The following is a 12779-nucleotide window of genomic DNA, read 5'->3' on the forward strand; positions in this document are numbered from 1 at the left end:
AAAGCTGGATGACTTCATTCGGTCCCAGCAGTTGCCAGAGACGAATCCCTCTGACAAGACCCTCAAGATCGCTATCGCGCTATTGCCAGAGCGACGCACGCGCCAAGCGAGGACATTTCCCGTCGTGTTACCCGAGACGCCAACCTTCGCATTTCTCTGGTCTAACGCCGACCCATCGCCTCACCGCGCCGCGCTGGAACGCCTCTGTGCGCGCGTCACACGCTTGGGCCATTCCTCCTCGCTGGTGCGATGCACTCTCGTCGAAAGCGGCCCCATGCCGACCCTTGTCCCGAGCGACGAAGGTCAGGTTGTCCTGCGCGTGGTCGGTCCCGGCCAGCTAGATCGTCTCGAACGAGCCTTTGAGCACCATAGGGGAGTGCAGAGTCGTGTGCTGAACGCTCGTCCACAACGGTATGGGCCGGCCTTCAAGGCGGAAATGACCTCTCCGGAAGCAGTGAGCGTGTTTTCCTCCACCGACTGGATTCTCTTCGAGCGCGTGGGCGGATCGCGGCTGCTCGCTTCACGAACGGCCGATATCGCCCGAGCGCTGCGGGGCGGGCTGCTAGAAATGAATGGGAATCAGGATCTCCCGGAAACGCTTTCGGGCCACGCGGAGAACGGCCCGACGGAGCGGCCCCATGTCGCATTCGTTCCACTGCCATTCATCGGGCACGAGCATGCCGATGGTGCGCTTATGGGTTGCGCTCTGGTGCTGCCTCGCGCGTTGCTCGCTCGTGACCGAGAGCGCCTATTGCGCCTCGTCGCGAAATGGGAGAAGGAACGCGGAAACGATCGCGGCGACCTGAAACTCGCGGGCGGGACGCTCCCGCCGTTCCATGTTCGCCGCGTCGATGTCTCACGAAGGCTGCCCTCGACCCGATGCGGTGGTCCCGCTCCTCCACGGTTCATCACCGCGACGCCAATCGCCCTCGACAAACACCTGGCAACCTGCGCAGCAACCAGGACGGCACTGCGCACAAGGCCGCGCTGGAGGCCCAGCAAAGCATCAGCGACGCGTGCCTACACGTCGTCGGCGTCCGACCTGTATCGGTTGAGGTGTCTATTGCCCCACTGCTCCCTGGCGCGCAGCACGTTCGTGACTACCCGCCCTGGCCTGGACGCCCCGGCCGTACATCGCGTGTGCGAGTACATGCGGACATCCAGTTTTCTTCTCCAGTGGAGGGCCCTCTGCTTCTCGGCGCGGGTCGCTACTTTGGTCTCGGACTCTGCCTTCCTGTGGAGAACCGATGACACTCTCCACCTCTGATTTCGGCGCGTTTCACGCTGCCGTTCATGGCGGCAAGAGCCCTTCGATTGGCAACAACGTCTGCTCGAGCAGATCGTTCCTGAAAAAGCATGGCCCGCGTGCTCGACCTGCCGACCGGCGTCGGAAAGACGACGTGTATCGACGTTGCGCTGTTCGCACTCGCGCTGGACGCGGGAATCGTCGATGAACAGCGATGGTGCCCAAGGCGCATCGCGATGGTCGTGGACCGCCGCATCGTCGCGGATCAAGTCGCGGAACGCGGTCGCAAGCTCTTGCGCGCGTTGATGACGAGTGACGAAGCCATCGTCGTCGAGGTCGCCAAGCGCCTGCGCTTGCTTGACCCGTACCGGGCGAAGAGCCCCTCGGCGTCTTCACGCTGCGCGGCGGCATGCCCAAGGACGACGGCTGGGCGCGCGCGCCCGATCAGCCGCTGGTGATCGCCTCGACCGTCGATCAGGTCGGCTCGCGCATGCTCATGCAGGGCTACGGCGTGAGCCAGGGAATGAAGCCGGTCCATGCAGGACTGCTGGCCAACGACACACTACTCCTCCTCGATGAAGTGCATCTCTCCGAGCCCTTCCGGCAGACTCTCGACCAGCTTGCGCGCCTGCGGACGCGTTCTCGGACAGCGGCCTGAAGACGCGCTTCTTCCACGCATTCCTGTCGGCGACGCCGGGCGCTAGGGACACACCCACCATTCGCGCTGCTCGACGACGAAAAGAAGCCCGACTCGCCGCTCGGACCGCGCCTGCACGCGAGCAAGCCCGCTCGCCTCGTGGACGTGGAGGACCGGACCGCGCTGGAGACGACTTGCGTCGATCAGGCGAAGGCTCTGCTTGAACGCCATCGCACGATCGCCGTGGTCGTCAACCGCGTCGCGAGTGCCAGTGTGATCGCGCGACAGCTCGACGAGACGCTGGGCCCGGATGCGACGATCACCCTGCTCACGGGTCGCATGCGCCCGCTCGATCGCGACGACGTGCTACGCGAGCTCAGGCCCGCCGTGCAGACGGGCCGCGAACGAGCGACGACAGCCAGAAGCGCGTCATCGTCGGCACGCAGTGCATCGAGGCTGGCGCAGACTTCGACTTCGACGCCCTGGTCACTGAGGCCGCGAGCCTCGACAGCCTGCGGCAGCGCTTCGGTCGGGTCGATCGGCTCGGCCAATACGGGGACGCGGAAGGCTTGATCGTCCACGACAAGTCCGCCAAAGACGATCCGCTCTACGGAAAAGCCATCACCGAAACCATCAAGTGGCTCAAGGAGCAGGAGAAGGAACGTCATAAGAAGCTGAAGGTCGAGCTGACAAGTCTCAAGGACGAAGCCAAAAAGCTCTGGGGGCAGGCGAAAGCGCAGGTCGACGCGCGTCGCCAGACGGGCTCAGATAGATTTCGGCGTCCTTGCCCTACAGGTTCCGACGGGTGACGGCCTGACCAAGCTGCTCGCGCCAAAGCCTAATGCGCCGACGCTACTCCCGGCCTACCTCGATCTCTGGGTACAGACGTCGCCACCGCCGAGCCAGCTCCCCGATGTGAGCCTCTGGCTGCACGGTCCGCGCGCGGGACCGGCGGATGTGCAAGTCGTTTGGCGTGCCGATCTCACCGAGGAAGTTCTTCAGCATGGAGATGTCGAAGCGGCGACTGCCATTGTGACGGCGTTACGCCCTTCGAGCCTCGAAGCAATGTCTCTACCCTCCGCAACGGTGCGGGCGTGGCTCTCGAACCAGCGCACATCCGACCCTGGCGATATAGAGGGCGGGACGCCTGACGGCGGCGATGAACAGGATGGCTCAATAACGGAAACACGCCGTGCGCTCTGTTGGATGGGCGACGAGAGTGAGATCGTCGATGCGTTGAGCTTGAAACCAGGTCACACCATCGTCGTGCCTGCGAGTTATGGCGGTATCCGTAGCTGCTGCTTCGACGCGACGTCCACAGAGCCAGTCATTGACCGTGCTGAGCAGGCTGGGTTGTTTGCACGCGCACGTCCAGTCCTCCGCCTACATCCCCTCGTTGTCGAAACCCTCGGACTGTCCTTTCCACCCGATGAGCCGGATGAGGTCAGGATCGCACTCGGTCGACTCGCCTCAAGTGACGACTGGCCAGAGTGGAAGCGCTTGTGGGCCCGGCGTCTAGCCAAGGGCGGGGGATCGTTCGTCGTGCAGAGCGCTTCCCCATGGAGCGTGCTCGAGGGCAGGCGTGTACCCATTGCCGACCTTCGGCGAGTGCTTCAGTCCGAAGACTCCTTCGAAGACGGCGTGGAGTTAACCACCGACGGAGATGACTCCTTTTGCGCCCGTCGTGCTGTCAAGCTCTCTGAGCATAGCGCCGATGTCGAAACAATCGCGCGGGAGTATGGGACGCGGTGCGGCCTGGGAAGGTGGCTCACCGAACACATCGCAATCGCCGCTTGGCTCCATGACATTGGAAAGGCCGATCGTCGCTTCCAGCTCATGCTGCGAGGGGGAAGCGAGATCGAGCTTTTCAAAGACGAGACGCCTTGGGCGAAGTCGGCTATATCGCCCGGGGCACGAGCAGAGCGGCACAACGCAAGGCTAAGAAGCGGCTATCCGGCTGGCGGATACCTCCATGCCATCCAGTCAGTCGCGATGCTGCAGGCAGCCTTGACTACTTGAGAGTGTGCCTGCAGAAAGTAGATGCCTCGAAAGAGGCGGACCTCGACCTTGTCCTCCACTTGGTAGCCAGCCACCATGGGGAGTGTCGACCCTTCGCGCCAATACTTATTGACGATAGCCCAGTGGATGTGTCGCTCGAGGGCCACGATAGTGAGACGTTCGGAAGGATGGACTTTGCCGCGACGACCTCAAAGAACGACCTGCACCGGCTCGACTCGCCACTCGCTGACCGCTTCTGGTCGCTGGTTGAAAAATATGGTTGGCAAGAGTTGTGTTGGCTAGAGGCGATCCTTCGCCTCGCAGACCACCGTGCGAGTGAAGACGAGCAGAAGGCGGAGGTTTCTCAATGAGCCGCATTCAACTGGTGGGCGTGGATGGATCCAACCCTCTCGGTTTCCTGGCCGCACTGGGGTTGCTGCAGGTGATTCCGAACGCGAAACTCGGCTTCTCCGATGACGGTACTTTCCGAGCCTTTGTTGACGGACTGGACAACGGCGCATCCGAACTCGCGACGTTTGTCGCAGACGACGCAAAGGCTGCCAAGGAAATGAACGCGCCTTGGCGTTTCACGTACATAAAGGCTGCGACCAAGAAGCAGGGCGCGCAGGAGGTCGCTGACCTCAAGCCGCCGCCACACGACTTCAGGAGATTCCTAAGGAACTGCGTCGAGTCCTGGTGCGCCCGCAAAGATGAGGCAGTTAGCTATGCAGCCGCCTATGGCACCGACGTAGCCGTCGATGGCAAGGGCAACACTAAGCCGACTGCGTTTCACTTCACTGCCGCTAATCAGACTTTTCTCGGTGCAGTAGAGACCATCCGTGCTTCAGTAACTCAGGAGTGGGTCACCAAGTCGCTCTTCACGGGATATGGGGAGGAGCCCGGCAGTAACCTTCGATGGAATCCCGGCTCCGAGCGCAACTGGGCCTTGATGGCAAACAACCCGAGCGATGACGGAACCAGTGTGGACGCTCCTCTCGAGTGGCTCGCATTCCGCGGGTTGCCACTGCTGCCGAGCTTTCCCCGCGGCTCCAGAGTCGTCACTACGGGTGTAGTCGGCCGAGGGGACGACATGACGTTCACGTGGCCGCTATGGATGGTTCCCGCATCTCGTCATACGGTACGTTCGGTCCTTCAGGTCGATTGGACCTTGAATGCAAAGGAACGCTCAGCGCGCGGTGTTTTCGCGATCTGCAGCTCCGCCATCCGAAGAACGGACCAGGGCTTCGGCAACTTTCCCCCTCCTCGGTGACAAGTTGAGGTCGATGCAAGCGCCATGACCATCATCATCACTGCGCTTCATTCACTTTTCGCCCAGGACAATTCCGAGACGTTCGAGTTCAAACGCTCGACTGCAGCGCTGGAGCACGACCGCGAGGCATTCCGTGCCTCCTATGGCAACCCGGCCCACAAGCGGCACAACCAGCAACGGAAGATGCGCCGTCTCACAATCCGCATGCCCCTGGAAGACTTCGACGGCGAACCAATCTTGTGCACGCGCCGACACACGCTACGATTGGGCAGCGGCACCCTCTCGACTGGCACGAGCATGATCGACATCCTTGATCCGCTCGGCCTATCCATCCACGGGCATTTGACGCGGACCGTCAAGATGTTCCGCTGGATGAAGTGCCTCCCACCTATCGTCAGACGCTGCAGAAACTCAGGTGCCTCCGAGTGATGGAGGGTCCTCCTACCCGAAGTCTGAGGATCTTCCGCCCCCATGCCCGACCCCTCTCAACCCGACCTTCCCCTCCCGTTCCCAGATCTCGCACGGGATCTTCCCCTTCTCCCCGCGAGGATGCTCAACGAGTATCAGTATTGCCCTCGCCTCGCCTATCTGGAGTGGGTTCAAGGCGAATGGGCAGAATCCTCGGATACGGTAGAAGGCCGGACGGCACACACACGCGTCGATCGCCCTTCGGGAAAACTGCCCACGGCAGAGGAGATCGAGCCCGATGCGAAATTGCATGCACGTTCGATCACCTTGTCGAGCAACCGGCTCGGACTTATTGCCAAGCTTGACCTCATCGAGGTCGAGGATGGCGCCGTCGTGCCCATCGACTACAAGCGGGGGAAGCGTCCGCACGTCGCACGGGGCGCCTACGATCCTGAACGTGTTCAGATCTGTGCACAAGCTCTCATCTTGCGCGAGCACTGATATCAGTGCGACTCGGGCATCCTGTACTTCGCGGCCTCGAAGGAGCGGGTGACAGTCGAGTTCGACGATGAACTTGTCTCCCTTACGCGTAACGCCATCGATGGTCTTCGCCTAGTCGCCGCGGGAGGCACGATTCCGCCACCGCTCGTGGACAGTCCAAAATGCCCACGATGCTCGCTCGTGGGCATCTGCCTCCCCGATGAAGTCAACTTCTTCAAGCGGGGGGAAACGGAGCCGCGTCCACTTGCGGTGTCGCTTTCCGAGTCGTTGCCGGTGTATGTTCAGGCACGCAGCGCCAAGGTAACCAAACAAGGTGAATCGCTCGAGATATTCGTCGAAGACCAAAAGGTGAAATCCGCACGGCTCCCCGAGGTTTCGCAACTGGTCGTGATGGGCAACGTCTATGTCACAACACCGTGCATCCAGGAACTGATGGCCCGTGAAGTACCCATCACTTGGCACAGCTACGGTGGCTGGTTCGTGGGCCACACGATCGGCACAGGGCACAAGAATGTCGAACTCAGGACGACCCAGTACCGCGCGAGCTTCGATGCCGATGCCTGTTTGCGAATCGCTAAGGGCATTGTCGTCGCAAAGATCTCTAACCAGCGCACGCAGCTACGCCGCAATTGGAAGGAAGGTGAAGTCGCCGAGACGATTCTCGATGGATTCAAGTTCGATCTGGATCAGGCCAGGCGCGCACGTGGAATGGACGAGTTGCTGGGAATCGAAGGAAACGCTGCGGCACGCTACTTTGGCCATTTCCGCAACGTGATCCGACAGCCAGGCACCGACAAGCCTTTCCTGTTCGACTTCAGCAAGCGCAATCGCCGCCCTCCTACGGACGCTGTAAACGCTCTTCTTTCATTCGGCTACGCCCTCCTCGTCAGGACGTGGACAGTCACGCTGAGCGCTGTAGGCTTTGACCCATACAGGGGCTTCTATCATCAGCCACGGTACGGTCGGCCGGCTCTCGCGCTTGACCTCATGGAACCGTTCCGTCCACTGGTGGCAGATTCGAGCGTGATCCAGGTGATCAACAACGGCGAAGTTCGACCGACAGATTTCGTATCGGCCGCGGGCAGTGTTGCCCTGAGTCCGGACGGACGGAAACGCTTCATCGCGGCATTCGAACGTCGGCTGGATCACGAGGTGACACATCCCCTGTTTGGGTACCGAGTGAGCTATCGGCGCCTGTTCGAGATCCAGGCGAGATTGCTCGGACGCCATCTGATGGGTGAACTCAAGGACTATCCGAATTTCGTGACACGTTGACGCTCATGGAACATTTGTACATCGTTACGTACGATATTCGCGACGAGAAGCGTTGGCGTCGCGTATTCAAACTGATGCATGGCTATGGAGAGTGGCTGCAGCTTTCCGTTTGGCAGTGCCGTCTTTCACGAAAGCGGCACGCCGAACTCATTGCTCTACTGGAGGGAGTGATCCGTAACCAGGAGGACCATATCGTCATGCTGGATCTCGGGCAAGCGGAAGCCGTTACACCAAGAGTAGTGAGTTTGGGCAAGACCTTTTCTCCAGTCGAACGTGAGGCGATCGTCGTGTAGCTTTTTTTGCCGCGACTTCGCGAGCGCTCGGGTGGCATGCCTGTCCCCCATGAGCTCTCGCGCCCCTTCAGCTCTTTGAAAATTCGGAATGTTTGACGAGCAGGAAAGGACCGCATACTTTCCTCCGCTGGCGATTCTTGTGCTCGACCGATGAGCGCTCGAAGACGCCTTCCCTTGCCGCGCGCCGTGAGGCGTACAAGGCGAGGGGGGGCGGGGGGGGGGGGGGGGGGGGGGGGTTCTCCGAGGCGAAATGCCTCGGCCCCATTGAAGCGATTCTGAACACCGCCCGGCTGCCCATGTGGCCGGGTTCTCCGAGGCGAAATGCCTCGGCCCCATTGAAGCTGCGTCTGGCCCACCAGGTCGGCGGACTCGACGAAGTTCTCCGAGGCGAAATGCCTCGGCCCCATTGAAGCAGTACTACAGCACCGACCAGGATCCCCAGCTGCGTGAGTTCTCCGAGGCGAAATGCCTCGGCCCCATTGAAGCCAGGTCTACGCCACGCCGTATGTCGACGGCCTGCTGGTTCTCCGAGGCGAAATGCCTCGGCCCCATTGAAGCCTCGAGCATTGCTCGTCCCTCAACAAGAGTTCGTCGGTTCTCCGAGGCGAAATGCCTCGGCCCCATTGAAGCAACAACGAGCCCGCCGACGAGAACGGAAAGATGGTCGTTCTCCGAGGCGAAATGCCTCGGCCCCATTGAAGCATCACCTACAAGTTCGAGCGCACCGAGCACCTGATGTTCTCCGAGGCGAAATGCCTCGGCCCCATTGAAGCGCGCCCCTGGCCGAGGCATTCCAGAAGTTCGTGCGTTCTCCGAGGCGAAATGCCTCGGCCCCATTGAAGCTGCACGATGCGAGGATCGGGCGACATCCCGCGGCCCGTTCTCCGAGGCGAAATGCCTCGGCCCCATTGAAGCGGCACTCCCGCGACTCGCCCGCCTGTTTTGACACCCTGTTCTCCGAGGCGAAATGCCTCGGCCCCATTGAAGCGCGCGGGATCGGAACCGCCTGAAGGGCCTTGCAGTAGGTTCTCCGAGGCGAAATGCCTCGGCCCCATTGAGGCCCAAGCCATGCCCCCGCCGCCTTCCTCCCGGCCCCGTTCTCCGAGGCGAAATGCCCCGGCCCCATTGAAGCGGGAGATCGGGAACGGAAACCATGTCAGGTCCTCAGATGTTCTCCGAGGCGAAATGCCTCGGCCCCATTGAAGCCGCACGCAGGCGGGCTCGCTTGGCATCGGCACGGGGGTTCTCCGAGGCGAAATGCCTCGGCCCCATTGAAGCATTTCGGCGGTTCCACGTCGGCCCAGTGGGTAACATCGTTCTCCGAGGCGAAATGCCTCGGCCCCATTGAAGCATAACGATGGCGCGACGAATGTTGTTGTAACTGGCAGTTCTCCGAGGCGAAATGCCTCGGCCCCATTGAAGCTCGTCAATCGTCACCATGGAATCGGCGGACACTTCGTTCTCCGAGGCGAAATGCCTCGGCCCCATTGAAGCGCGACGCTGCGGGAGTTCCTGGCGCATCGCGTGAGAGGTTCTCCGAGGCGAAATGCCTCGGCCCCATTGAAGCTCGCCCGACTTGCCGGGTCAAAGCTGCCGCCAACTGGTTCTCCGAGGCGAAATGCCTCGGCCCCATTGAAGCTCCGCGTACCTGCTGCGTCCATCGGTAACCTCGGTGAAGTTCTCCGAGGCGAAATGCCTCGGCCCCATTGAAGCACGCTGACGGCCGGCGCTGTTCTGCGGTTCGAGGCCGTTCTCCGAGGCGAAATGCCTCGGCCCCATTGAAGCCCGGTCGGCGGCACCGCAGACCTAGTCACTCGTCAAGGAGTTCTCCGAGGCGAAATGCCTCGGCCCCATTGAAGCCGTCGCGCCGAACGCCCCTCGGAAGTTGTCGATGAAGTTCTCCGAGGCGAAATGCCTCGGCCCCATTGAAGCACGAGATTTGCGCGAGACCTTAAGCCTGTTGCCGTGGGTTCTCCGAGGCGAAATGCCTCGGCCCCATTGAAGCGTGCCGCTCTCCGCCGAGGGCAGCACCCTGGACGGCGTTCTCCGAGGCGAAATGCCTCGGCCCCATTGAAGCGATGACGATCCGATCCGCGAAGGCACCACCGCACTGCTGCGTTCTCCGAGGCGAAATGCCTCGGCCCCATTGAAGCGCGTCAGCGTTCGGCGCGTCGTAGCCTACGCAGTGGGTTCTCCGAGGCGAAATGCCTCGGCCCCATTGAAGCGGCACAGGTCAACAAGACGATCACGGGCGCCCAAGCCCGTTCTCCGAGGCGAAATGCCTCGGCCCCATTGAAGCTACAGCGTCGCGCAGCATTCGGTGCTCGTCAGTAGCATGTTCTCCGAGGCGAAATGCCTCGGCCCCATTGAAGCGCGAACGAATTCGGCGACGACGTTCGCACCATCATCCGTTCTCCGAGGCGAAATGCCTCGGCCCCATTGAAGCACCGAAGAGATCCGCCGCCACGGAGGGCTCCACCCCTCGTTCTCCGAGGCGAAATGCCTCGGCCCCATTGAAGCAGAACAAGTAATTAACTGTGCCAACGAAAAGGGCCGGTTCTCCGAGGCGAAATGCCTCGGCCCCATTGAAGCAGGTTCGACCCGGCCGGGTTCGACGCGCTCACAACGTTCTCCGAGGCGAAATGCCTCGGCCCCATTGAAGCTACGCTCATCTGCGCCTGCCGGTCCTTCTGCTGGAGTTCTCCGAGGCGAAATGCCTCGGCCCCATTGAAGCGCGTTCAGCGATGCGCGGGCCGAGATGATCGCCCGCGTTCTCCGAGGCGAAATGCCTCGGCCCCATTGAAGCTGGATCGCGATTCCCAGGTGTCCGGCGAACGAGACGGCGTTCTCCGAGGCGAAATGCCTCGGCCCCATTGAAGCGCCACCAGGGACATCACGATCGGCCACGGTGACGGGTTCTCCGAGGCGAAATGCCTCGGCCCCATTGAAGCTTGCGGGGGCGCAGGTGCGGGAGTGCGTTAGGACGTGTTCTCCGAGGCGAAATGCCTCGGCCCCATTGAAGCGTGCCGCTCTCTGCCGAGGGCAGCACCCTGGATGGGTTCTCCGAGGCGAAATGCCTCGGCCCCATTGAAGCGACGATGACCCGATTCGCGAAGGCGCCACGTCCCTGGTTCTCCGAGGCGAAATGCCTCGGCCCCATTGAAGCGGATATCGCGCCTTGACGGTCGCGATGGCGTCGCGCAGTTCTCCGAGGCGAAATGCCTCGGCCCCATTGAAGCAAGTCCACCAGGGGATCCACGGGTTGTCCGAGGGTGTTCTCCGAGGCGAAATGCCTCGGCCCCATTGAAGCGAGCAGTTCCGCGACTACTACCTTTCCGCTCCTGGGTTCTCCGAGGCGAAATGCCTCGGCCCCATTGAAGCCACGCTCCGGCGGTCTTCGACCCGTCCGCCTATCAGTTCTCCGAGGCGAAATGCCTCGGCCCCATTGAAGCCACGCTCCGGCGGTCTTCGACCCGTCCGCCTATCAGTTCTCCGAGGCGAAATGCCTCGGCCCCATTGAAGCCGGGTTGTCATCAAAGCTTCCGATCAGGCGGCCCCCGTTCTCCGAGGCGAAATGCCTCGGCCCCATTGAAGCGACGCTCTGCGGGAGATTGTCTGGCGATAGCACGCCGTTCTCCGAGGCGAAATGCCTCGGCCCCATTGAAGCCGCGAAAAGGGCCGGGCGGCCGCGATGCCGGGAAAGTTCTCCGAGGCGAAATGCCTCCGGCCCCATTGAAGCGTGAACACCTGCATGAGCGGCTCGCCGTTCTCGTCGAGTTCTCCGAGGCGAAATGCCTCGGCCCCATTGAAGCCAGATCACGACCATGTTGGCCGATCCGATTTATTCGAAGTTCTCCGAGGCGAAATGCCTCGGCCCCATGGAAGCGATGTTGGGCGGAATCTGCGGCAATGGGGACCAGGCGGGTTCTCCGAGGCGAAATGCCTCGGCCCCATTGAAGCTCGAGAGCGTCCTTCTTGTTGAGGAGGTGCTCCGTTGGTTCTCCGAGGCGAAATGCCTCGGCCCCATTGAAGCGACTAACTACACCGCAACGGACGAAGGCCCCGAAGGCGTTCTCCGAGGCGAAATGCCTCGGCCCCATTGAAGCTGGAACTTCGCGGACAGCAGCGGAGGGCACGCGCCGCGTTCTCCGAGGCGAAATGCCTCGGCCCCATTGAAGCCAGGTGTAAGTGCCAGGCGTGGTGTAGACCGTCATGGGTTCTCCGAGGCGAAATGCCTCGGCCCCATTGAAGCGAAAAAGTCATGCCATCCGAAAAACTGCGCCCATGCCAGTTCTCCGAGGCGAAATGCCTCGGCCCCATTGAAGCGGAGCGACGCTGACCGACGCCATGGACGCCCACGCCGTTCTCCGAGGCGAAATGCCTCGGCCCCATTGAAGCAATCCCAGGAGCCAGCACAGTGAAGCCCAAGAAACCGTTCTCCGAGGCGAAATGCCTCGGCCCCATTGAAGCATGATGCTGGCGAACCAGACCGACACGCGCATGACGGTTCTCCGAGGCGAAATGCCTCGGCCCCATTGAAGCGATAGCTCGAACTTCTCGGCAATCGCACCGTACCCCGTTCTCCGAGGCGAAATGCCTCGGCCCCATTGAAGCGAAAATCCGCCGCCGCCTCCGAGCGCGGCCGCTACGTTCTCCGAGGCGAAATGCCTCGGCCCCATTGAAGCTCTTCCAGCACCTTGACGCTTTGCACATACTCGCCAGTTCTCCGAGGCGAAATGCCTCGGCCCCATTGAAGCAGGCCCGGCGACCAGGACAGCGCGCGTCGGCCGTGGGTTCTCCGAGGCGAAATGCCTCGGCCCCATTGAAGCAGCCAGCCAGGCGGGAGACCAGCCGGCGCGGGTGACGGTTCTCCGAGGCGAAATGCCTCGGCCCCATTGAAGCAAGCTCCTGAACCGCACGCTGGACAAGTGGTCGCGGTGTTCTCCGAGGCGAAATGCCTCGGCCCCATTGAAGCCTTTTGCTTGTCAGCAAATTCCATCTGCCGAGCTTGTTCTCCGAGGCGAAATGCCTCGGCCCCATTGAAGCCGGGTAATCCGCTAGTGTCGGGTCGTCGTCGTCAACGTTCTCCGAGGCGAAATGCCTCGGCCCCATTGAAGCTCGACGATCCCGCAGTTGACCAGCACGCGAAAC

10 protein-coding genes, 1 pseudogene and 1 CRISPR repeat array (1 of these 12 running past the window's edge) are annotated in these 12779 nt (G+C 61.8%); all 11 genes and pseudogenes read left to right on the plus strand.

The features are described 5' to 3' along the window. Window positions 1–879 precede the first annotated feature (879 nt). Window positions 880–1251: a type I-U CRISPR-associated protein Cas5/Cas6 gene (gene cas5u6u, locus IPK20_16325; protein MBK8018129.1), complete on the plus strand. Its 372-nt coding sequence runs from the start codon at window positions 880–882 to the stop codon at window positions 1249–1251. A 105-nt stretch (window positions 1252–1356) separates the two neighbouring features. Beyond that, window positions 1357–1704, plus strand: a complete 348-nt coding sequence (locus IPK20_16330; protein ID MBK8018130.1) for a hypothetical protein — start codon at window positions 1357–1359, stop codon at window positions 1702–1704. Then, window positions 1656–1904, plus strand: coding sequence for a hypothetical protein (locus tag IPK20_16335; GenBank protein MBK8018131.1), 249 nt, complete (start codon window positions 1656–1658; stop codon window positions 1902–1904). Before IPK20_16330 ends, IPK20_16335 begins: the two co-directional genes overlap by 49 nt. A 138-nt stretch (window positions 1905–2042) precedes the next feature. Next, on the plus strand, window positions 2043–2456 hold the full coding sequence (locus IPK20_16340) for a hypothetical protein (protein ID MBK8018132.1): 414 nt from the start codon (window positions 2043–2045) through the stop codon (window positions 2454–2456). Next, window positions 2453–2692 carry a hypothetical protein gene (locus IPK20_16345; protein ID MBK8018133.1) on the plus strand — a complete coding sequence of 80 codons (240 nt, stop codon included), beginning with the start codon at window positions 2453–2455 and terminating at the stop codon, window positions 2690–2692. The genes IPK20_16340 and IPK20_16345 overlap by 4 nt, the downstream gene beginning before the upstream one ends. A gap of 256 nt (window positions 2693–2948) precedes the next feature. Further along, window positions 2949–3902: a hypothetical protein gene (locus IPK20_16350; protein MBK8018134.1), complete on the plus strand. Its 954-nt coding sequence runs from the start codon at window positions 2949–2951 to the stop codon at window positions 3900–3902. A gap of 122 nt (window positions 3903–4024) precedes the next feature. Next, window positions 4025–4252: a hypothetical protein gene (locus tag IPK20_16355; protein ID MBK8018135.1), complete on the plus strand. Its 228-nt coding sequence runs from the start codon at window positions 4025–4027 to the stop codon at window positions 4250–4252. After that, window positions 4249–5151 (plus strand): hypothetical protein, encoded by a 903-nt coding sequence (locus IPK20_16360; protein MBK8018136.1) that lies wholly within the window; start codon window positions 4249–4251, stop codon window positions 5149–5151. Before IPK20_16355 ends, IPK20_16360 begins: the two co-directional genes overlap by 4 nt. Before the next feature lie 24 nt (window positions 5152–5175). Beyond that, window positions 5176–5580, plus strand: a complete 405-nt coding sequence (locus tag IPK20_16365; GenBank protein ID MBK8018137.1) for a hypothetical protein — start codon at window positions 5176–5178, stop codon at window positions 5578–5580. Window positions 5581–5622: 42 nt separating this feature from the next. Further along, window positions 5623–7335, plus strand: a pseudogene (gene cas1 / locus IPK20_16370) (CRISPR-associated endonuclease Cas1). 5 nt (window positions 7336–7340) lie between these two features. Continuing rightward, the gene (cas2, locus tag IPK20_16375; protein MBK8018138.1) at window positions 7341–7628 is read left to right on the plus strand and encodes a CRISPR-associated endonuclease Cas2; all 288 of its coding nucleotides are present in this window, start codon (window positions 7341–7343) and stop codon (window positions 7626–7628) included. A 235-nt stretch (window positions 7629–7863) separates the two neighbouring features. Then, window positions 7864–12779: a CRISPR direct-repeat array (repeat unit 36 nt; unit sequence GTTCTCCGAGGCGAAATGCCTCGGCCCCATTGAAGC); it runs 1994 nt beyond the window's last position.

This window comes from Betaproteobacteria bacterium (assembly GCA_016713305.1).
In the GTDB taxonomy this organism is placed as follows: domain Bacteria; phylum Pseudomonadota; class Gammaproteobacteria; order Burkholderiales.

What these genes read in the sequence shown, in the direction of transcription:
- IPK20_16360 (MBK8018136.1), top strand. Translation starts at nt 4,249, where the DNA reads ATGAGCCGCATTCAACTGGTGGGCGTGGATGGATCCAACCCTCTCGGT.
- cas2 (MBK8018138.1), top strand. Translation starts at nt 7,341, where the DNA reads ATGGAACATTTGTACATCGTTACGTACGATATTCGCGACGAGAAGCGT.
- IPK20_16365 (MBK8018137.1), top strand. Translation starts at nt 5,176, where the DNA reads ATGACCATCATCATCACTGCGCTTCATTCACTTTTCGCCCAGGACAAT.
- IPK20_16335 (MBK8018131.1), top strand. Translation starts at nt 1,656, where the DNA reads ATGCCCAAGGACGACGGCTGGGCGCGCGCGCCCGATCAGCCGCTGGTG.
- cas5u6u (MBK8018129.1), top strand. Translation starts at nt 880, where the DNA reads ATGCGGTGGTCCCGCTCCTCCACGGTTCATCACCGCGACGCCAATCGC.
- IPK20_16350 (MBK8018134.1), top strand. Translation starts at nt 2,949, where the DNA reads ATGTCTCTACCCTCCGCAACGGTGCGGGCGTGGCTCTCGAACCAGCGC.
- IPK20_16330 (MBK8018130.1), top strand. Translation starts at nt 1,357, where the DNA reads ATGGCCCGCGTGCTCGACCTGCCGACCGGCGTCGGAAAGACGACGTGT.